At 38.6% G+C, this 21,801-nt stretch carries 20 protein-coding genes; 8 read left to right on the top strand and 12 right to left on the bottom strand.

What is annotated here, in order from left to right:
• The first annotated feature begins 137 nt into the window (after positions 1-137).
• Positions 138-1,055: an ExeA family protein gene (locus tag I6F50_RS04210; protein WP_024592309.1), complete on the top strand. Its 918-nt coding sequence runs from the start codon at positions 138-140 to the stop codon at positions 1,053-1,055.
• A gap of 11 nt (positions 1,056-1,066) precedes the next feature.
• Complete coding sequence (locus I6F50_RS04205) at positions 1,067-2,104, top strand: general secretion pathway protein GspB (protein ID WP_024592310.1); 1,038 nt, start codon at positions 1,067-1,069, stop codon at positions 2,102-2,104.
• Between the two features lie 53 nt (positions 2,105-2,157).
• Here the strand turns inward: I6F50_RS04205 and I6F50_RS04200 are convergent, their stop codons facing one another.
• Together I6F50_RS04200 and putA are read right to left on the bottom strand one after the other, a co-directional pair.
• A complete protein-coding gene (locus tag I6F50_RS04200) occupies positions 2,158-3,351 on the bottom strand; it encodes an HD-GYP domain-containing protein (RefSeq protein WP_007581678.1) in 1,194 nt (397 codons plus the stop codon).
• A gap of 117 nt (positions 3,352-3,468) precedes the next feature.
• Positions 3,469-7,272, bottom strand: a complete 3,804-nt coding sequence (gene putA, locus I6F50_RS04195; protein WP_010553201.1) for a bifunctional proline dehydrogenase/L-glutamate gamma-semialdehyde dehydrogenase PutA — start codon at positions 7,270-7,272, stop codon at positions 3,469-3,471.
• Between the two features lie 169 nt (positions 7,273-7,441).
• On the opposite strand from putA, the gene I6F50_RS04190 reads away from it, so the two are divergent.
• Positions 7,442-7,924, top strand: a complete 483-nt coding sequence (locus tag I6F50_RS04190) for a winged helix-turn-helix transcriptional regulator (RefSeq protein WP_024590009.1) — start codon at positions 7,442-7,444, stop codon at positions 7,922-7,924.
• A gap of 78 nt (positions 7,925-8,002) precedes the next feature.
• Here I6F50_RS04190 and I6F50_RS04185 read toward each other — a convergent pair whose 3' ends face one another.
• From I6F50_RS04185 to I6F50_RS04155, 7 genes are all read right to left on the bottom strand, one after another.
• Positions 8,003-8,992 carry a sensor domain-containing diguanylate cyclase gene (locus I6F50_RS04185; RefSeq protein WP_165740718.1) on the bottom strand — a complete coding sequence of 330 codons (990 nt, stop codon included), beginning with the start codon at positions 8,990-8,992 and terminating at the stop codon, positions 8,003-8,005.
• Between the two features lie 206 nt (positions 8,993-9,198).
• A complete protein-coding gene (locus I6F50_RS04180; protein ID WP_166377285.1) occupies positions 9,199-9,588 on the bottom strand; it encodes a DP-EP family protein in 390 nt (129 codons plus the stop codon).
• A 22-nt stretch (positions 9,589-9,610) separates the two neighbouring features.
• A complete protein-coding gene (locus tag I6F50_RS04175; RefSeq protein ID WP_197175370.1) occupies positions 9,611-12,865 on the bottom strand; it encodes a winged helix-turn-helix domain-containing protein in 3,255 nt (1,084 codons plus the stop codon).
• Positions 12,866-13,033: 168 nt separating this feature from the next.
• Positions 13,034-13,864, bottom strand: a complete 831-nt coding sequence (locus I6F50_RS04170; RefSeq protein WP_165727565.1) for a mechanosensitive ion channel family protein — start codon at positions 13,862-13,864, stop codon at positions 13,034-13,036.
• 38 nt (positions 13,865-13,902) lie between these two features.
• Complete coding sequence (locus I6F50_RS04165) at positions 13,903-14,646, bottom strand: LrgB family protein (protein ID WP_165727564.1); 744 nt, start codon at positions 14,644-14,646, stop codon at positions 13,903-13,905.
• A complete protein-coding gene (locus I6F50_RS04160; protein WP_165740722.1) occupies positions 14,639-14,992 on the bottom strand; it encodes a CidA/LrgA family protein in 354 nt (117 codons plus the stop codon). The genes I6F50_RS04165 and I6F50_RS04160 overlap by 8 nt, the downstream gene beginning before the upstream one ends.
• 71 nt (positions 14,993-15,063) lie before the next feature.
• Positions 15,064-15,855, bottom strand: coding sequence for a crotonase/enoyl-CoA hydratase family protein (locus I6F50_RS04155; RefSeq protein ID WP_165727562.1), 792 nt, complete (start codon positions 15,853-15,855; stop codon positions 15,064-15,066).
• A 367-nt stretch (positions 15,856-16,222) separates the two neighbouring features.
• On the opposite strand from I6F50_RS04155, the gene I6F50_RS04150 reads away from it, so the two are divergent.
• The 3 genes from I6F50_RS04150 to I6F50_RS04140 are packed head-to-tail and all read left to right on the top strand — an operon-like array spanning position 16,223 to position 17,906.
• Positions 16,223-16,543 carry an HI1450 family dsDNA-mimic protein gene (locus tag I6F50_RS04150; RefSeq protein ID WP_197175369.1) on the top strand — a complete coding sequence of 107 codons (321 nt, stop codon included), beginning with the start codon at positions 16,223-16,225 and terminating at the stop codon, positions 16,541-16,543.
• Positions 16,544-16,585: 42 nt separating this feature from the next.
• Positions 16,586-17,398, top strand: a complete 813-nt coding sequence (locus I6F50_RS04145) for a DUF481 domain-containing protein (protein ID WP_197175368.1) — start codon at positions 16,586-16,588, stop codon at positions 17,396-17,398.
• A 25-nt stretch (positions 17,399-17,423) separates the two neighbouring features.
• On the top strand, positions 17,424-17,906 hold the full coding sequence (locus tag I6F50_RS04140; RefSeq protein WP_197175367.1) for a hypothetical protein: 483 nt from the start codon (positions 17,424-17,426) through the stop codon (positions 17,904-17,906).
• A gap of 45 nt (positions 17,907-17,951) precedes the next feature.
• Here I6F50_RS04140 and I6F50_RS04135 read toward each other — a convergent pair whose 3' ends face one another.
• Positions 17,952-18,437, bottom strand: coding sequence for a peptidylprolyl isomerase (locus I6F50_RS04135; RefSeq protein ID WP_197175366.1), 486 nt, complete (start codon positions 18,435-18,437; stop codon positions 17,952-17,954).
• 12 nt (positions 18,438-18,449) lie between these two features.
• Positions 18,450-19,361 carry a folate-binding protein YgfZ gene (locus I6F50_RS04130; protein ID WP_197175365.1) on the bottom strand — a complete coding sequence of 304 codons (912 nt, stop codon included), beginning with the start codon at positions 19,359-19,361 and terminating at the stop codon, positions 18,450-18,452.
• A gap of 164 nt (positions 19,362-19,525) precedes the next feature.
• On the opposite strand from I6F50_RS04130, the gene I6F50_RS04125 reads away from it, so the two are divergent.
• Together I6F50_RS04125 and I6F50_RS20255 are read left to right on the top strand one after the other, a co-directional pair.
• Positions 19,526-19,777: a succinate dehydrogenase assembly factor 2 gene (locus tag I6F50_RS04125; protein WP_024598759.1), complete on the top strand. Its 252-nt coding sequence runs from the start codon at positions 19,526-19,528 to the stop codon at positions 19,775-19,777.
• A 55-nt stretch (positions 19,778-19,832) separates the two neighbouring features.
• Positions 19,833-20,189, top strand: coding sequence for a hypothetical protein (locus tag I6F50_RS20255; protein ID WP_231612969.1), 357 nt, complete (start codon positions 19,833-19,835; stop codon positions 20,187-20,189).
• Here the strand turns inward: I6F50_RS20255 and nadB are convergent.
• Positions 20,164-21,774, bottom strand: a complete 1,611-nt coding sequence (nadB, locus tag I6F50_RS04120; protein ID WP_166420191.1) for an L-aspartate oxidase — start codon at positions 21,772-21,774, stop codon at positions 20,164-20,166. The genes I6F50_RS20255 and nadB overlap by 26 nt on opposite strands.
• Between the last annotated feature and the right edge of the window lie 27 nt (positions 21,775-21,801).

The following is a 21,801-nucleotide window of genomic DNA, read 5'->3' as shown; positions in this document are numbered from 1 at the left end:
GTGCAGCCTTAAAACCGCTGCATTTTTTTGTTTTACATAAATTTACGTTATTTCAATAATAAAGCGCTTACAACGTTGTCACTTAGTGCGTTTTTTTGCCATTATAGGCCGTGATTTAATTACGAAGGAACATCACGGTGTATTTAAGCTATTTTGGCCTGAATGAAAAACCTTTTTCAATTTCGCCCAACCCTCATTACTTATTTTTAAGTGAACGACATAAAGAAGCCTTAGCACACCTTACCTACGGATTAGGTGAAGACGGTGGTTTTGTATTATTAACAGGCGAAGTGGGTACTGGTAAAACTACAATTACCCGCAGTATGTTAGAGCAGTTACCTGAAAACACGCAAGTAGCGATGATCCATAACCCAGCACTATCAGAGCTGGAGTTATTGGCTAGTATTTGTGATGAGCTCAACATTAGTTACGATGCTAATAATGCGACGCTTAAAAGTCTTACCGATATTATAAAAAAGCACTTAGAGACCAATAATAAATCGGGTGGGCACACCATACTTATAATTGATGAAGCGCAGTTACTTGCCCCTAATGTGCTTGAACAATTACGCTTGCTGACAAATATAGAAACCGATCATAAAAAATTATTACAAATAGTATTGGTTGGTCAACCTGAGCTACAAGAGCTTTTAAAGCGCAATGAATTAAGGCAACTCGCCCAGAGAATAACAGCTCGTTACCATTTATTACCACTTACGCAAGGCCAAACAGTTGCTTACATAAAGCATCGGTTACATGTTGCAGGATGTGATAAAGGAATTTTTTCGATGGATGCCATGCAAGCTGTTCATCAATTAACTGGTGGTGTGCCACGATTAATGAACTTGGTATGTGAGCGAGCTTTGGTAGGCACTTTTGCAAAGCAGCAGTTGATAGTTGATAGCGATATAATAAAAAAATCAGCACATGAGTCATTACCCATGGATTTTGTAGCGCCAGTTAATGAGGCCAACAAAGCAACGTCATTTGTACCATATAGCCTTGCATTCGTTGCTTTATTTGCCGTAGGCATTGGGCTTTCATTTATTTTATAGTTAGGTAAGTTATGTCTTATTTATTAGATGCGCTAAAGCAGTCGCAGCAATCAGATATGAGTGCTGAGCAATACGACTTACAATCAGAGCAGTTAAAGCAACAGCAAGCACTAAAGCGTTATAGACGATTAGCGTTAGTATTTGGTACAAGCTTAGCTGCTTTTATTGCTGTAGCTGGTGGGTTTACTACTGGTAAGTGGTTTCAAGGTACTACTTTATTAAACACATCGGAACCCGCTGTAATTAAGGTGGTTGAAAGCGAAAAATCGTCACCTAAAGAACAAGTTAAAGAAGTAGATGCCGCAGTTGAAAAGCAGCAAATAGCTAAGTTAGAACCCGCTAAAATAGCTCCAAATAATACTGCAACGATTGAAGGGCAACTTGTACATGTGCAAACACCTAATGGTGTACAGCAAATGTTATTAACGCCTAATGGGCAATATATTCCTATGCCATCGAGTCCGGTCACGAGCGCAATGGGTTATAATCAGCAGAACGTGCAACAAGTAATGCCAGTTCAAAATTATAATCAGCCAGTATTTAATCCACAAAATAATTACAATCCAAATAATACACAGAACGCTTCGGTATTTGGGCAAAGTCAAAATACAGCATCAGCTCAACTAGATATGAGTAAATATAAAGTACTAGGTAAGCCAATTAATGGTAACAACCAATCTCAACAGATGAGCGATCCTGAGCTTGATGAGGTGCCTACAACACTTAAAAATGCGTTTGCGCAAGCTATACAAGACGTCGAAAAAAATCAGGATTATGAAGTTACCCATGCATCAAAAACGTCATCACGTGTTGAGCCTGTAGAATTACTACCAGATGGTTTGCAATCAATGTTGCCTAGTATTAAATATCAAGCGCATATTTATTCATCGAGTGCTGACAAACGTTGGATCAAGCTAAATGGCCGAGAGTTACATGAAGGAGAGAGCATAGGCGCTTTAACTGTAAGAGAGATTACACCTGAGCAAAGTGTACTTGATTTTGATGGTTATGAGTTTAGCTTAAAGGCTTTGCAAGACTGGCCGCAGTAAACGTTTAGCTATTATATTGAGAGCTCGGTAGAATGTTGAGCTCTCAATATTGCTTAGGGTAATATTGAGTTTTTATAAAAGCGTTCTAAATCAATATTATATTCTTTAGGTTTCACCGCTGATTCAAGGGTGTCTAAGGTTTTTTTATTAGATAAATCGATATCTTTTATCTCTGTATAGCGACTATGTTTGGCGCTGTAAAATGTTTTAACGATAGGCTTTAGTGGTGTACTGGGGTTACTCTCGGTCACTAAACCCACTTTTTGACTCGATAATCTAACGAGCGTTCCTACCGGATGAATACCAATACATTGAATAAACTTATTAAGCAGCACGGGATCGAAGCTATCTGGGCATCCGTCTTTTAGTATTTTAAAGGCTTTTATTGGCTCCATGCCTGCTTTGTAAACACGTTCTGCGGTAAGTGCATCATACACATCTACAATTGATGCCATACGTACGTACTGACTTATTTCGTCGCCCTTTTTACCAAACGGGTAGCCTTTACCATCAAGCCTTTCATGATGCATACCTGCAATATCAACCGCGATACCCGTTAAGCCAGACTCTTCTAATATTTCTTTACTGAAAAGCGAGTGCATTTTCATTATTTTAAATTCATCATCGGTAAAGCGGCCCGGCTTATTGAGTATTTCATCAGGGATTTTTATCTTACCAATGTCGTGTAAAAGTGCGCCGGTAGTCAGTTCAACAATAATGTTTTTTTCTATACCTAAATGTTTAGCGAAAATCCCCATTAATATCGATACATTAATAGAGTGCTCAAGTAGGTAAGCATCTTTTTGGCGCATTTGGGTAAGGCAGGCTAGGGCATCTTGGTTTCTAAAAACAGAGTCCATAAAGCCACTTGCCAGCTCTTTGAATGGTGCAATATCTATATCGCGGCCTGCTTTAATATCTTTAAATGCTTTTATTTGCAGTGTTTTAGCTTCGTCATACAGTTTTTTTGCCTTTCCCATTTCTTGTTCGGCACTGTGTGTTTTTTGCCAAGGGTCACGCTTTATTTTTGTTGCAGGTACAGCAATAGGAGCTTTTTCAGGGACTGATTCAATGAGGGTTTTATCAGGGTCGATTTCTACTTCTAAAATACCTGCTTTTATTAGGTTATTAATACCAGCCTGAGTTTTAACCCAGCCTTGATTTTTAATTTTAATACTGCCAGTTTGTCTAGTAACGCTTTGCACAAACATACCAGGCAGTAACTGACCAACAGGAATTATTTTCAAATTTATTACTTCTATTATTAATCTTTCATTAAGCTAACAAATATATACGTTACTACCTAATAAAAAAGGCACTTTTCAGTGCCTTTTTTATTTTTTAGTTAAAAAGCATTAGCTTAATTATTCATCATCTTCAACAAGCGTCATTAGTGATGTGTTACCACCTGATGCTGTTGTATCAATACTGATTGTTTTTTCAGTAATAAGACGTTTGATTAATGTATCGTAATACTCAGAGCTAATTACTGGTAAAATAGCACCTTTACGCTGTGCAAGCTGTTGGCTAAAGTAGCCCAAGCGAGACGAGCGAGCAGCAACTACCGCACCGGCTAAATGAGGGTGCGCCAAAATAGCTTGTAACTGGTTAGGTTTAGCTACTTGGAAAACACCTTCTGCAACACCTGTAGAGATAAATTTATCTTTAAAGGCAACTGCTTCATCATAAAACAGCTCAGACGCTACAGTAATTACCGTATTACCTGCGGCAATAGCAGTGATGATAGACAATGCCCAGAAGTTAAATGATGTGCTCTTATCTGCATAACACACTACACAACCACGTGCTTCTAGATGAAGTGTATTAGACTCACCCGTTGGCCCAGGCAGGGTAGTAAACTTACGCATGTGCTTTTCAAGGCGGTTAAGCTGTGCACGTGCTTCTGATAATGTTAATGCTAAGTCGTCTGCTAAATCGTCGATAATTTCTACCGTCGCGATTTTAGCAAGCAACTGACGTACAGCCGAAACACGGTCGTTTAGTGGTGTTGCACGCCAGATTTTTTCATCGCGCATTGAGTTAGCCATTAGCTTTTTAACTTGTTCATTCGCACCGCTGTAGTGGTGTAAATCAAGTTCGTCAGGCGTTAGGTTAGTCATTTGTACGTTATCTGGTGATGCTTTTTCTTTTACTAAACGTTGTAGGTAGTTAGGGCCACCGGCTTTAGGGCCAGTACCTGATAAACCACGGCCACCAAACGGTTGCACACCAACAATGGCACCAATCATGTTTCGGTTAATGTAAACATTACCCGCACGTGACATTTTAGCAAGGTACTCACAGCGCTCTTCAATACGTGAGTGAACACCCATTGTCAGACCATAGCCCGTGTTATTTATTTGATCCATCACATCATCAAGTTCATTCGATTTAAAGCGAACAATATGAACACATGGGCCAAATACTTCACGTTTAAGTACTGATAAGTCTTTAATTTCGTATAAACGAGGAGCAAAAAAGTATGCGCCATTTTGAGTATTATCAGGAATTTTACATTCGTAATGAAGTATAGAATTACCTTTTAAGTACTCAACGTGTTCATTTAAGTTTTTAAGTGCTTTTTCATCAATTACAGGGCCAACATCAGTTGATAGTAACGATGGATCGCCAATGTGTAACTCAGCTAGAGCGCCTTTAAGCATTTCGATAATGCCATCAGCTACGTCATCTTGAATGAATAAAACACGAAGAGCAGAACAACGTTGGCCAGCACTTTGAAAACCAGAACTGATCACATCGTCAACTACTTGCTCAGGAAGCGCCGTTGAGTCAACAATCATACAGTTTTGGCCACCTGTTTCTGCAATTAACGGTACTTGAATATCGTTACGTGCAGCAAGTGTTTGAGAAATTAATGTGCCTGTTTCAGTAGAACCTGTAAACATAACCGCTTGAATGCGCTCATCAGGAACAATTGTTTTACCTACTTCAGAGCCGCGAGCGATAACCGGTTGAACAACGTGCTCAGGTAAACCAACAGATAGCATTAGTTCAATGGCACGAAGGGCGATTAAACTTGTTTGCTCAGCAGGCTTAGCAATTACAGTGTTACCTGTAACAATCGCAGCAGCAACTTGACCTAAAAATATTGCAAGCGGGAAGTTCCACGGGCTAATACATAAAATAACGCCACGGGCTTCAAAACGCTCATCTTTAGATAACTCTTCAGCGCGCGCTGCGTAGTAACGACAAAAATCAACCGCTTCACGCACTTCATCAATACCATCTTGCGCTACTTTACCTGCTTCTTTAATACAGATAGCGACTAGTTCATCATGATGACGCTCTAAAATGTCAGCAACGCGACGCAGTAAATTAGCGCGCTCTTTTACTGGTGTTTGTGACCATGATTCAAGTGCGGCTTCAGCGTTGGCCAGTAATACTTTCATCTCTTCGCCAGTTTGTAACTTAACGTGGCCGATGATTTCTTTGTGGTTCGCTGGGTTTTTAACAGCCAATGAGCCCTCTGGTACTTGGCTTTGCTCAATTAGGTGCTCGTTAAACCATGTTTCAAGATTCTCTTTGAAAGGGGTAATAACGTTAATATCGGTTAAATCCATGCCTTTAGAGTTAGCACGTTCTTCACCGTATAAATCAATTGGCATTTTGATTTGCGTATTGTACTTGTTACGCAAGCCTTGCAATGTTTCCACAGGGTCTGGTAGTAATGATTCAACAGGTTTTGTTGTATCTACAATCGCGTTTACAAATGATGAGTTAGCGCCATTTTCTAATAAACGACGAACAAGGTAAGCAAGTAGGTCTTCGTGTTGACCAACAGGGGCATATACACGGCACTGGATTTTTTCCTCGTTTACGATTTGGTCGAATAATGATTCACCCATACCGTGCAAACGTTGAAATTCAAAACCGGTGTTGTCGCCTTTCGCTACTTCTAAAATAGTCGCGGCAGTGTAAGCGTTGTGCGTTGCAAATTGTGGATAAAGTACGTCGCGCGCTTCAAGCATTTTAATTGCACATGCTTTGTAAGAAACATCGGTTGTTGCTTTACGAGTAAATACAGGGAAATGCTCTAAACCATCTTGTTGTGTGGTTTTGATTTCAGTATCCCAGTACGCGCCCTTAACTAAACGTACCATCATTTTACGACCAACACGGGTTGCAAGGTCTGTTAGCCATTCAATTACAAAAATAGCGCGTTTTTGATACGCTTGAACCGCTAAGCCAAATCCTTGCCAATCACCAAGATCTTCATCACTAAATACTGCTTCAATGACATCTAATGAAATATCTAAACGGTCAGCTTCTTCAGCATCAACGGTAAAGCCGATATCGTATTTCTTAGCAGCAAGCGCAAGCTCTTTTAACTTTGGTACAATTTCTTCCATCACACGGTCTTTATGAGTGAACTCATAGCGCGGATGAATAGCAGAAAGCTTAACTGAAATACCAGGGCTCTTAATTGGACCACGACCATTTGCCGCTTTACCAATCGAGTGTATAGCATTCATGTAGCTGTCAAAGTAACGCTTCGCATCTTTCATTGTGCGCGCGCCTTCGCCTAGCATATCGTAAGAATATACATAACCTTTTTGCTCTGTATCGGCAGCACGTTCAATTGCTTCGTCAATGGTACGACCCATAACGAATTGCTTACCCATAATTTTCATAGCAAAATTTACAGACTTACGAATAACTGGCTCACCTAAACGACCAATGGTCTTTTTAAGCATGCCGAACTGTTGTTCTTTCGTTTTGTCTGTGTAGTTAACCATTTTACCGGTAACTAATAACCCCCAAGAAGACGCGTTTACGAATAAAGAATCGCTGCTGCCTAAATGAGAGCTCCAATCACCTTTCGCTAACTTGTCACGAATCAGTACATCTTGAGTTGCTTTGTCTGGTACGCGAAGCAGCGCTTCGGCCAAACACATTAATACAACGCCTTCTTCACTAGAGAGTGAAAATTCATTTAAAAGCGCATCAACACCGCCTTGCCCATCTTGCTCTTTACGAATGTTTAAAACAATCTGGCGGGCTCTTTCCCAGGCACGACTTCGTGCTTTTACGCCTACTTCTGCAAGCGGTAAAATATGATCAATAACCGCATTTTCATCTATGCGGTAGAAGTCACGGATTCTTTGTCTAATAGGACAAATCGTTGTTAAATCGCCGTTGAATAACATAAGCAACCCTCAGGAGTGTTAAGAATTAAAGTAAAATTAATTACCAATAAATTACCAGTGATATTGTGAGTGCATTCTAATTAAATTTCAGCAGAATATGCTGGTTAAATTTTGCGTTTTACGATAATTTACAGGGCATAAATTTAACTTATCCGCATAAAATTCTGTTATGACAATTCCAAATAGATTACGCATGCTAGATCGTATTGATTTAGCCATACTAGACGTTCTACAAAAGAACGGCAGAATTTCAAATGTTAACCTCGCAAAACAGGTTAATTTGAGTGCAAGCCCGTGTCTTGATCGTGTAAAACGATTAGAGCAAGAAGGCTATATCGAAGGCTACTACGCTAAGCTTAGCGAAGCAAAGCTTAATCAAAGCTTAGTAGCACATGTTCAAGTGTCGCTTGTTGCTTCAAATACAGCAGTATTTAAGGTATTTAGAGAGCATATACTAAGAATACAACAAGTCGTTGAATGTGACATGGTGGCAGGCGGCTATGATTATTTATTAAAAATCCGTGTTTCTAATATGGAAGAGTACAGACAAGTGCTAGGTGACTTAGTCGATATACCTGGTGTGGGCACTCATCATACTTATATGGTGATCGAAAAAATTAAAAAAGACGAAGGGTTGTTAATCGACATTTAGGCGTCCCTTAAATAATAAAAACCGCCAAGTGCGGTTTTTATTTCAGTACATAAAGATTCTATCAATATAGGTCGTACATTACCTTATACATAATTTATTACGACCTTCCGACTTCGCTCTGTATAACGCCGTATCAGCCGCGCATATTAATGCTTCAGATGTTCTGTACTGATTATCGTATTCACACGCAATGCCTTGGCTTACACTAATTTTTACATTTGGTGGCAGCCCAATATCTCTAAAATTAATGTTGAGTATTTTTTCTTGAATACGTTTTGCGATCATTTCTGCATTTGAGATATGTGAGCGGGGTAATACAACAGCAAACTCTTCACCACCATAGCGAGCTACTAAGCTATCCTTGGAGGGTAGGCATGCTTCAATAGTTTGCGCTACCTTTTGTAAGCATTTATCACCTTTAACATGACCAAAACTATCATTAAACAGTTTGAAAAAATCAATATCGATTAAAATAAAACTCAAAGGTTGTTTGTTTACGATGCACTCTTGCCAATTTTTAATAATCGTTTTCTCTAGGGTGCAGCGATTAGCGACGCCAGTGAGGTGATCTATTTTGGCTATGTTCTCGAGTACTTTATACTTTTTAACATGCTTTGAAATGTCATGCATAATACAAATAAATAAAGGTGTATTGTTTGTGGTTGATGCAGGCATACAAGAAATTGAAAGTTCTATATCTAAACAGTTGCCGTTATTTTTTATTATTTTAACTTCTTTGGGACCATGATTGAGTGGTGTTTGATAATTATTTTTCCAACTTTCAAACATGTAAGCATAGTCATCGCGATATTGCTCTTGTAAGCAATCATGCCATTTTCTACCTATTAATAAATCTGACGTCACGTTAAAAAAACGTGCTGCGACGGGGTTTACTGATTCAAACACGCCATCTGCATTAACAATAAAAATAGCATCGGCCATGACATTCGTGACATTAATAATAGCGCTTATTTTTTCATTGTTAACGGTGTTAGAAATGCTGCTCATTAATGCAGATACAGCATTGTCGGCGTTGTTTGCTCTGCTATTTTCATTATTGTTAGACATGGTGTTGCTCATTTTTATTGTTAATGAAACTTTATGTCTAGTAGTTTATTTAATTTATATTTTTTAAACCTTTCGGTAACCTTCTTTTTTAATTATTTGATTTTACTTGTTTTTATTGAAGTGTGTCAGTGTTTAACTAAAAGGTAGTTAGTTTATAAATAAATTGCATAGGAATAAATCAGCCCCATGCAATTTAAAATCAATAATTAATCGTTGTTGATTAATTTTTTTTTATTTATAACTTGTGGGTCAGGGCTTGAATAAGGTTTATCATTACATTCAACGTTAAATATTAAACACGCAGTGCCTGAGTTTTTTGCTGTATCGGTGATAGTGATTGCTTGGTGGTTATCACTAAGTGCATAACTGAAGTCTTGGGCACATGTTCCTATTTTATCAGTAACTGTAGCTCCTGTGAAAAAAAAGCCTAGCCCAACTGCAGCAGGAGTTAAAGTGTAAGTACCTGCAGTTTCGGTTCTTACTGTACCGCCGCCATCAACGGCTTTGCCATTTTCTGTGTAGCTAAAAATAGCCTCTTTTTTATCGTTAAACTCAATATGCACTTGAATGTCGACTTTGTTTATAGTGGTCGTCATGTAATTTCCTTTGTGTTTAGTTTTATAGTTTAAAGTCAGTAATGCCTAGTTTTAACAGGCTTGCTGTTATTGTTGGTATTTCGTTTGCTCGGTTTAAGCAGGTATATGCTTGTACCTGCGGGTACTTTACGTGAATACTTTGGTTTATTTTTACTGTTTTAGTAATAGCTTTAAGCACATTTAAGCAAAATTGCTCTCGTTGTTCGCTGGTCGCAGCTAATTTAGCTTTGAGTAGGTTTATATTTATGGGGGCTAAGTTATCTCTATTTTTCATTTTATTGGTTATGTACCGTTTATATTCGCCATCATTCTCAAGGGTCGTTAATAACTCTTGCGCTTTAAGGGGGAAGTTTCTGTCAATAAAATAGTGAATTAGACTAATTTGTGTATTGATAGAATTGATACTATTAAGACCTTGTGATTTTAAGAAGCTAATAATTTTTTCTGTCCTTGAATCAATCTTTTTGTCATAAGACAACATTATCAATTGCGCTAATGAGCGATAATACATATGTTGAAATTCATTATTTTCCGGATCTTGCTTTAAAGCCTCATTTATAATTTCATTCGCAAAGCGAGCTTTTAAATAGGCCATTTTTTTATCAGGTAAATAACTTAGTAAATAACTTTGTTGCATATGTATATTTGCTGACATATAAAAAAGACTGGCGTCATCAGGGTAGTGATTAGTCATTTTTTTCACCACAGAAACTGCATTTTCCAGCATATTCATTGCGACATTAAAGTTACCTAAGTTACCTTCAGTTTTTGCAAGCCAACTGATTGTATCTGCTTTATCACGTAATAAATTTTTACTATTCGGTTTTAGTTCAATGGCCCTATTCTTAAGCATAAGTGACTCTGTAAAGCTTTTTTTCGCGGCTATATAGTCAAATTTCTCTGTGTATAAAGAACCCAATGAGTTATGTGAATACGACAACTCCATAATGGAATTAAAATCATTCGGTGCTAACGAATACATGGTTTTGCTATATGAATGGTACTTTTTAAATAATGGCTCAGTGGCGGCGTAATCACTTTTATCGTAACTAAGCTGCCCTAACCAAAAGGCATTGGCACCCGCAAGCGTGAGTAGCTCTAAATTATCGGGCTGGATTTTTAATAATGCCTCAAGGCGGGTGCGGGCGTTTTCAAAGGCGGTGAAGGCCTCAATGGTTTTACCGCGAGAATAAGCTACCTCTCCCATTGCCTCAAGAGTTTGTGCGTACTGAAAACGGTTGTTAAATTGTGCTTTATCATCGCTAAAACTAAAAAGTGAACCTGATTCGTCAGTTTGATTAGTAAAATACTCAAGTGCTTTATTACTAATACCATCAAGTAAATCCATACGCTTTACGCTACGTAATTTATCGGCAAAATCACCGACCATAAAACCAAGCAGGCTTTCTGCCTCAAGCTGCTTTTTTTGTGCGTTTTGCTGGGCCTTAAAACTAGTAAAGCTCATTAATAACGCGGTAAATGTAAGCAAACACAATAAAGCAACGGTCACTCGTTTTACTCTTATTTTTGCTTTTGTTTTTTTTACAGAGCTTTTGATAAGAGCGTGCTCGTTATCATCTAATTTAAACAGTTTGTCGCTAAGTAATAGCTGCGCTTCTTGTAGAGGTTTACCTGGCGCTAGGAGGTAAGCACTACTTTTACCTTCATCTACCCAATTTTGCGCTTGATGCTGTAAGCGGCTTTTTATTGCTAAAGCATCTTTGTGATCGCTTATCCACTGTTTTGCGCGCGGCCATTGACGTAATAATGCTTCGTGAGCAAGGCTAAAACAGGCTTCTTGGTTTTGTAAGTGCGATACAAATAATCGACTGTCGATCATGGCTTGCACAAGCTCTTTTTGGCTTGTGTTGGTTAATGCTTGCCAGCGGGCTGCGCGGCTAGTAATGGTTTTACCATCAGGGTTTAGGGTAACTAATTGCGATAACACGCTATTAAGTTGCTGCTGTTGATCATTACTAAGGTCAATAAATATATCTTCTGCTTTTTTACCTATGGCGCCCTCAATACCACCAAGTTTTGTGTAAACACTGTGCAGTAGTTCGTTATCATCACTGCGTTGTAAATACAGTTCTTGCAGTGTGTATTGCAGCATGGGCAGTGCGTCGGGGTTATTAGCTGTATCGGCGCACAGAATTTCATCCAGTGGCGTTTGGGTTTGTGGGTCATTGGAGAACGTTAAATTAGCGGTTAACGCTGGCAGGCGAATAATTTGTTGTAGTTCGTGCCTGTTTGGTGGTGTTAAATCGTAATGCGCACCATGAGCTTTACCTGCCATTAGGCTGGGTTGTTCAACCACTAAAGGATAAAAGTCGTTACGACATGCACTAAATAGAATCACTGTTTTAGAGGTTGCTAAGCGCTCAATAACCGATAAAAAATGGCTGCGTGTTTCGCTACTAAATAAAGGAGAAGAAAGCAGTACTTCTAAGCGGTCAATAAATAAAAATAACTGCGGTGTTTTAAGTTGTGTAGAGGTTTTGCTTAGTGCAGCTTGTATGGCGTTAATTACGTCATCTATTGCCAACTCTAGTTGTTCTGCAAGTGTTTGCGCGCTTAATCCTTCAAACACAGGTAGGTTGTTTATATCCCAATCAAGCAGTGCGGAAGCTAAATCTAGAAAAAGCCTATTTTGATGGACGTCTGCAAAGTCGAGCTGAGCGTAGGAAACCACCCCAATGCCATTATAACCTCGCTCATCAAGTAATTTAGGCAATATACCCGCATTAACAAGTGATGACTTACCCGTGCCACTTGGACCGAGTATTAAGCAAAAAGCACGACCAAATTTAACTTGGCTCGATATTCTATTGAGTAACGTTTCTATAGATTGATTGCGGCCAAAAAATAGGTGTGTATCGCTTGGGTTGTAGGCGCTTAATCCTAAAAAAGGTGAGCCACCTTGCCATGTGTTTTCAGTTGTTTTTATGTCTTCAGCTAGAGGAAACTCAAGTTTTGCAATAACGCGGTAACCACGCTTTCGAATAGTTTCTATGTAGGTGGGTTCACTTGCTTTATCACCGAGGGCTTTTCGTAACTGGGTAATTGTTTTATGCAGCGGGTTATCGCCTACCTCAACATTTTTCCAGCATTGATCTAATAGCTCGTCACTAGTAACAATTTCGCCTTTTTGGAAGCAAAGATGAACTAACACATCCATGGCTTTTGGTTCTAACTGTTTAGTTTTTTCTGCACGCTGAAGAGTATTTGACTGGGGATTGACTTGCCAATCACCTAAATAAAAAGGGCTGCGATTCATAATTGCTCATTATTGTTATTATGTAATTAAAGCGAGTGATTAGCCGACTTTTTTAACCAAGTCTTTATATTACAGATAAAATAACAAACAGATAAGGAGTTTTTACGCAGTAAAAGAGGTTTATTGATGTGGGTAATTCAATATTGAATTACCCACTGGATTTTATGACTATATATCGCTTTTATTTATAGTAACTACGCGTTGAGGGAATGGGATTTCAATATCAGCGTTATTAATTGCTTTATAAACACCGCCATTAATAGCCAGCTTGGTTTCAATAATTTTAGTGGTAGGTACCCAATATCGGTAGCTTATTGTAACACCGCTATCGGCAAAGCGTTCAATACCCACTTGTGATAACGGATTTTGTGCGACTAATTCGTGTGCTTTAAGTACGTCTTCAATAAGGCTAATCGCATTATCAGAGCAAGCACTATAGGCTATATCTATTTCACCTTTGACCAATGAGTAACTAAATGAGTTATGAAGTATTTCACCTACTATATGCTTATTTGGAATGGTGATTTCTACTTTTTCTTCATTGATTAAAATAGTGTAGCCAAGCTCAATTGTTTTAACTTGGCCGCTTACATTTTTAACTTCAATAGTATCACCAACAACAAAAGGTCGAGTGGCTATAATGGCAAGGCCCGCACCATAGTTAGAGAGCATTCCTTGCAGCGCTAAACCAGCACCTAAAGATGCAGCACCAATGGCTGCTACAAATGGCGTAACGCTGATACCTATTTTGCCAAGTGCAATAATTATAACCATTACAATTAGCAGTACTTTTACCACGCTACTGACAAAGTTAGTAAGCGTAATGTCAACGTTATGACGGGTCATTAACGCGGCTACAAATTTGGCAAGCTTTTGTGCTATCCACAAACCAATGAGGACGATAAAAATAGCGCCAACAATTTGCATACTGTAGGTAACCATATACTCAGTAAGCATGGTGTAATATTTTTCAAACTGTTCGATTTCAGAACTGATCATAAAGCGCTCTATGTTAGGGCTATGTTGTATTTTTCCAACTATAGCAAAATGTTGACTAAAAATGGATATAACAGCGGCACTATAATTGCTGTTAATAAAGCACTTAGCGCCATTGCAACTGAGGAGTAAGCGCCTACTTTTGGATGTTCAGCAATAGCAGCAGCAGTCCCAATTGCATGACAAGCTGTGCCCATTGCAACACCTTGAGATTCGTGATTAAAAATATTAATGAGTTTAAAAAGCATAAAACCAAATAAAGCGCCTAGTAAACCAATAAAAATAACTAAAGCCGCAGCAAGAGAGCTAATCCCGCCTAATGAGTCTGTAACAATTAAAGAAATGGGCGTAGTAACACTAAGAGCAGCAACAGATGCACTTAGCTGCGCTGGCGCATTAAATAGTATGCTTAGTAAAAATGCTACAACGGTTGCATTAACAATCCCCAAGCTACATGATGCGACTATGAGTAATAGATTTTTTCGTACGTGTGTAAACTGCTGATATAAAGGAAGCGCTAAAGCCACAATCGCGGGCTCTAATAACCAGCTTAGTAATTTGCTGTGCGAGGTAAATTGCGTATAAGGCAAATTTAGATTAACTAGCAATAAAGCGATAATACTAATACTTAAAAATACGGGGTTAGTGAGCGATTTAAATACGCTGTTTTTTATACTTTGATTTACGGCTCTTAATGCTAAAAACAATACAATAATAAAAGGGATACTTAGCCACCATAAATTAGGCTGTAGCTCTGAAATAGCGGAAAAAGTTAAATTAGTCATTATTTTCTTTTCCCTTAAAATACGCAATTACACTGCTAACAAGCAACAAGGTAGTTATAGGGACTAGCACCATAACTGAGGCTAAAAATGCCCAGTGCGACTTTATAAGGCCGAGATGTTCAATAAATCCCACACCCGCAGGAATGAAAAATATAGGCATAATATTTAAAATAGGGGAGGCGCATGGTTTTACATGTTGCTCTTTTACAATACCCGATAAGAGTAAAACTAATAAAATAACCATAGCGAGTAACGGTGCAGGAAAGCTTCCACCAATAAAGTGCATAATGAGTTTAGCACAGGCTAAACATAGTAAAATAATAGCGCTACTGAGCAGATATTTCATCAAAGTGGCTCACAGAAAAGATAAGAGCTTAACTTTAACAAATCAAACTCTTTTATGCATTGTGCAATAGTCTACCAGTGCTTTGTATTTGCGTAGGTTATATCTGCTTTTCCTTTAGCTTTAGCAATTGCTTTTTTAGTGTTTGGGTTTAGCAGTAAGCGAATTTGGCTTAAGGTTTCTTTAGCGAGTATTTTTCGTTGGTTTGGTTTATAGCTAAGTTGTGTAACACGTTTAATAGCAGCAAGCGTATCGGGTGAACGCTCAAGTAATGTATCGAGCATGTTTTGCGTTGCTTGCTGAGTATCATCGGTAAGTTTAGTAACCAAACCTAGCTCATTTGCTTGTTGTGCAGTGATTGGGTTTGCGTGGCTTGCAAGCCAAAGTGCTTGGTCGCGCTTAACTAAACCGCTCATCATTACATTTGCGCCCATATCGGGGCACAATCCCCAACGCGCTTCCATAATGGCAAGTTTGGCATCAATATGAACAACTCTGTAATCTGCCCCCAAAGCTATTTGCAAACCACCCCCTAAACAGTTGCCATCAATTTGTGCAATAACGGGCACACTAAGTGACTGCCAGCCTAATACTACTTTTTGCGCTAAATTTTGATTGCCTGGTAACCATTTAAGCAATAATTTCACTATGTTCATTGGTGTAGCCATTACTGCAGATATATCAAGGCCTGCACAAAAATGCTCGCCATCACCTTTTATTACCACAGCACGAATACTACGATCTCTTTTTATATTTTTAATGGCTTTGTTTAGCTCTACAAACATTTCAAAGCTTAATGCATTTTGTTTTTTTGCTCTGCTAAGCGTGACGGTTGCAATGCCATTTTGTTTTTCTAGTTTTATCATTACACACTCCTCTGACCTGTTGCTTGAGCTTATGTTGTTATAGGAATTAAGTAAAGTGACGGTATTTTTTAAATAAATGGAATTTATTGCTAAAGCCGTAGTCTTAAAGGATTGGTTTTAGATGAGAAAAAGCTAAACAATTCGAACCTAAGATAATAAAAATATTTTACGTTGTTATTTTAACTAAAATAATAAAAGTAATCTTTATATTCAATAGTTTAGGTGAATTGTTATTTGTCGATTTAGTTGTATGCTGAATAAAGCATGACTCGGTTACAAAAAAGTCAGTGTTTTAAGCTTTTTTTTATCAAAATGATGATGAGATTTGATAATATAGCGCAACTTAAAAGCTTAAGGTTAAGCACATATGTCGGGTCCACGTTTATATACGGTAGAAGAAGCTACTCACCAAGCTTATGATATTTTTTTAGAGTTAGCGCCAAATAACTTAAGTGATAAAGATGTTGAAGACTTTAATGAGTTTAGAGAAGACCTAGGCTTTATTGAAGAAGATGAGCCAGATGATCAGTGGCAAGACTTTGTAGCCCTTGAGATAGAGCCAGAGCACTTTATTCAAGTATTGGTAGGCTTAGAATTTGAAAATGATGATGTTTTGTTTGCTAAAATTTTGATTAGTCGTGATAAAGATGCACCGTTTTGTCATATTTTATGGAAAGAAACTGAATAAGCAATACGGCTTATTTTTATAATTGTGTGCAGAGAGAGTGATGTGCGTAAGTATTTATTTTTAATTTTTTTGATAATTAGCTGCCCAAGTTGGGCGGTTGATCCATTTGAAGATTTTCATGAATATGGCAAGCTCTCTGATGAAGAAATTCATGAGTTACATAAAGGTGATTTGTTTTATGGTGACACTGAATTTGGCTTTATTCTAAGTAAAGGTAACACCAATTCGACCAGTTTTAAGCTCAAAGGTAATTTATACCAAGACTTTGAAAAGTGGCGTAACCAATTTAAAATAGACTCTCTTTATAAGCGTGATGAGAATGATGAAAGCGGTGGCACTGATGTTACAGCTAATCGTATTTTTGTATCTGCTCAAGGTAACTATAAGGTAGGCGTTAAAAACTCTTCATTTTTTATTTACGGTGATTACGAAGAAGATGAGTTTAGTGGACTTGATTTTAAAAGTACGGTAGCAACAGGTTATGGTGCGCGTGTATATCAAGGCTCTAAAAACAAAGTAGATATTGATGTAGGACCTGGCTTATACCGCTCAGTAGCCGATGAAGATTCGGACGTGAGCGAAGACGAAATTAATAAAACCGGTTATTTAGTACGTGTTGCAATGCAGTGGGAACGCTTGGTTTCTAAGCGTACTCGTTTTAATCAAGATGTGAGTATAGAGCAGTCGCTCTCAGGTCTTAATTCTCGCTTAAAATCAGAAACCGCACTTATAAGCCAAGTGATTGGCGCGGTATCGCTTAAATTTACCTACATGTATCGTTATAATTCAAAACCCGAAGATGATAAACTCAAGTTTGACTCAGAGCTGAGTGCTACATTGGTGTACAGCTTTTAAGTATTTATTTAATTTAGAGAATATTATGTATCAGCATAAACAGTATGCAGTGTTTATATTTTTTGTATTAGCGTGGATAGGCGGTTTTGTAGCGCTTGCATGGAACTTGTTAGGCGCTGATGGACCTTTAATGATATTTGCTGGGATTTTAGTGCTGGTGGGCTTTTTGTTCCATGGTCTAACAGTCAAAGTAGATGATAAAAAAATTAGCTGGGCGTTTGGTCCAGGCGTTGCCGGTCAAAGTATCGAGCTTAGCGAAGTAATAGAAGCTAAGGCAGTTCAAAACTCTTACAGACACGGTATTGGTATGCGAATTACTCACGATGGCTGGGTATATACAGTATCTGGTTTTAGTGCGATACAGCTAACGCTTAAAGATGGCACACTGTATCGAGTTGGTACAAACGATCAAAAAGGTTTATTGGCCGCTCTAAAAGAGAAGAACGTGTTAATAGTGCTTCCTAGTAAGGTAAAAACTGAAACGGTTAAACCTAGTAATATGATATAAAAAAAGCGCCTTAGGCGCTTTTTTTATATCTGCTTTTGCAGTGTGTTAGTGGTCGTGACCACACCCACCTTCGCCATGTACGTGGCCGTGAGTTAATTCATCTTCTGTAGCATCACGCACTTCTAGTATTTCTACATCAAAGTTAAGTGTTGTGCCTGCAAGTGGGTTATTGCCATCTACAATCACTTCTTCATCTTGAATATCGATGATCATTACTGATTGGTCGCCATCGTCTGTTGAAGCACGAAACTGCATGCCCACTTCAATTTCCATGCCTTCGAACATCGACTTAGGTACAGCTTGCATTAGGTTTTCGTGGCGTTCGCCATAACCTTCATCAGGTTCAACTTTTACACTAAGGGTGTCGCCTGGTTGTTTGCCTTGCAAAGCATTTTCTAGGCCTGAAATTAAATAGCCTGTGCCAATGATAAAGTGTAGTGGCTCACCACCGAACGAGTTATCAATGCTATTGCCATCATTATCCATTACCGAATAATGCATTTTTACCACTTTGTTTGCCGCAACGATCATAGTCATTCCTATTTATTCATCTTCAAGAGAGTAGGGTAGAGGCAGAATGCTTAGCTCCACCTGAGGTGTGTGTTTTGCACGAAGTACCTGAGTTACATCAGTATCGTTTGGCAACACAACAAGGCCTGTTAATTTATTTGTTCGCTCATCAAAGCTCTGTGCAATAAGTTTACCCGCACGACGCCAATTTTCGCCTAATTGGGTTTCTAAATCGGGCTCTGAAAGTAGTCCTTCGCTTTGACCTGAAACGATATACATTGCACGCTTATTTTTACCTAGGTACTTCATGCGAGCCACAGTTTCTTGACCGGTATAACACCCTTTTTTAAAGCTTATACCGCCAATAGCATGTAGGTTTACCATTTGAGGAACATACTCGCCAATTGCATCAGCACTTAGCTGTGGCTCACCTGCAAGCATGGCTGCTTGTTGCCAAAGAGCTTCGTTATCAAGTGTAGATACGTTATCAGGCATGCTAAATTGGTTATCAACCATTAATAAAACACGGTTATCAGCTAATTTTAATGCTTTACCATTTTCAAAGTCACACGCGCTTGCATCGCCTTCAAAGCTAATATCAAGTTGTGCAAGCACATCAGATAAATCATCACCAATTAAGCCAATTAAACGCCTTGAACACTCGCTGATATCAACTTTTGCAAATACAGCATATTTTTTAAGTTCAGCTAACGATTTTTCAACTTCGGCTTGGCTACCCGCAAGGTAGTAGCTATCTTGATAAGAAAATAATTTAAATACGCCCCAAAGTTTACCTTTAGCGCTGCAATGGCCAGCCCACAAATAATTACTGCTGGTTAATTTATTTAGATCTTGAGTGATTTGCCCGTGTAAATAAGATAATTTATCAGCACCACAGAGGCTAATAAGTTGATGAGATAACGGACATGCATAAACGCTCGACATAAAAACCTTCTTTGCAATATAAATGAAGTGACATAATAACGCAGTTGCTACGTATGGTACAGACAAGCACCTAATGGTGTGGGTTTATTATTTAATGAGAGATTAATAGCTGCTAAATAGGCTTGTGTTTGTTAAACTCGAGTCAATTAAGTATGAGGTTTAAAATGGTTGAAATTCATAGTAAAGCACGTATTCGTTGGGCTTGTCGTCGTGGCATGTTAGAGCTAGATGTTTTGTTTATGCCGTTTGTAGAAGAAGCATACGACTCTTTAAACGCAGAGCAACAGGCTATCTTTCAGCGTTTGCTCACGGAAGAAGATCCTGATTTATTTGCATGGTTTATGGGCCATCAAGAATGTAAAGATGAGCAGCTAAATAGCATGGTACAACTTATCTTAGACCGAGTTCGTGTATAGGTTTACGGTTACAAATAATAAAGCTGACCACAAACCTATTGTGGTCTTTTTTTGCATGCTGAGTTTAATATTATGCTTATTTTTAAGTTCAGTTTTAGCTATGATTTTTTGCTTGGTAATGAATGTGGTCGCTGGTTTTGTAGTTTGGCAAAAAGTGTTAGCAATTCACCCAAATCACGGCGTTATAATATTAGAACATAAACTATTTCGATTTGAGGGTGAAGCTTTACAAGTTCAGGGCGAAATTAGTAAAAAAAGTCGCTTTTATGGCAATAGCATCTGGCTGCATATTAAGGGTTTTAGTAACAGCCATTGGCTAATAATTTCAGCCAATGGTGTTAATAAACAAAGCTATGCACGCTTAAAGCGCGCGGCTTTAAATGCGATTAATTTCGCTTTGGAGTCAAAATAGTCGGTGTTGGGTTTTCATTTTGTTCAGGGTAGTCAATTGTGTAATGCAATCCTCGGCTTTCTTTTCGCTCCATCGCACTTCTAATAATTAACTCAGATACTTGCACTAAATTACGAAGCTCAAGTAAGTTATTACTTACTCTAAAGTTTGCATAGTAATCGTGTATTTCTTGCTGCAGTAACTCAACTCTGTGTAATGCGCGTTCTAAGCGTTTAGTTGAGCGTACAATACCTACATAATCCCACATAAATAAACGTAGCTCATGCCAGTTATGGGTAATAACTATTTCCTCGTCTGAATTACTAACACGGCTTTCATCCCAATGAGGCAGTTCCATTGGCTCAGGTGCATGTTCAATTTTGCTTAAAATATCTTTAGCTGCAGCGTGGGCAAATACAATACATTCTAATAGTGAATTACTTGCCATACGGTTTGCACCGTGCAGGCCTGTATAAGCCACTTCACCAACTGCATATAAGTTATCGAGATCTGTTTTACCGTTAAAGTCAGTCATTACGCCACCACAGGTGTAATGCGCAGCAGGTACAACAGGGATTGCTTCTTTAGTTATATCAAGGCCAACACTTAAGCATTTTGCGTAAATAGTAGGGAAGTGCTCAATAATAAAATCTTTATCTTTGTGGCTAATATCTAAATAAACACAATTAGCACCTAAACGCTTCATTTCAAAATCGATTGCGCGTGCCACTATATCGCGTGGAGCAAGTTCTTCACGGCTGTCAAAGTCTTTCATAAAGCGCGTGCCATCAGGGCGTTTTAAATAGGCCCCTTCACCGCGCATCGCTTCGGTAATTAAAAAGTTTTGTAGCTCAGGATGGTAAAGGCTTGTTGGATGAAATTGATTAAATTCCATATTGGCAACTTTACAGCCTGCGCGCCATGCCATTGCAATACCATCACCACTTGATACATCCGGATTAGATGTATACAAATACACTTTACTTGCACCACCAGTTGCAAGCGCAACAAATTTAGCTGAAATGGTTTCTACCTTTTTCGCTTTTTTGTTCCACACATACATACCTTCAATGTGTGAGCCTGTTTTACCTGCGCTTTTATCTGTAATTAAATCAATGGCGTTGTATTGCTCTAAAAGCGTTATATTCTTATGAATTTTAACTTGGCTGATAAGTGTGGTTTGCACCGCTTTGCCAGTGGCATCGGCAGCATGCAAAATACGACGATGGCTGTGACCGCCTTCACGTGTTAAATGAAAACGCTCTTTTCCTTTGCTATCAAACTCCATATCAAAGGGAACACCTTGGTCAATTAACCACTGTAGGCAATCATGAGCATTAGTCGCTGTATAATGAACAGCGTCTCTGTCGCATAAACCGCCGCCCGCATCGAGTGTATCTTCAACATGAGATTCTATGCTGTCGTTTTGTTTATCAAATACTGCTGCTATACCACCCTGGGCATATAAAGTAGAACCTTCGGTAAGCGCTCCTTTACTGATCACGGTAACGTTACAATAATTAGCGAGAGATAATGCAAGTGATAAGCCTGCTGCGCCGCTACCGATAATAGCGACATCTGCAATGTGATGTTTATTTTGGTTCATGTCAGAGGTACTTTGCGGTTACAATGC

Source organism: Pseudoalteromonas sp. NZS127_1, assembly GCF_015864295.1.
Classification (GTDB): Bacteria; Pseudomonadota; Gammaproteobacteria; order Enterobacterales; family Alteromonadaceae; genus Pseudoalteromonas; species Pseudoalteromonas arctica.
Note: the sequence above shows the minus strand (reverse complement) of the source record. Positions and strands in the feature narration are given on the sequence as shown.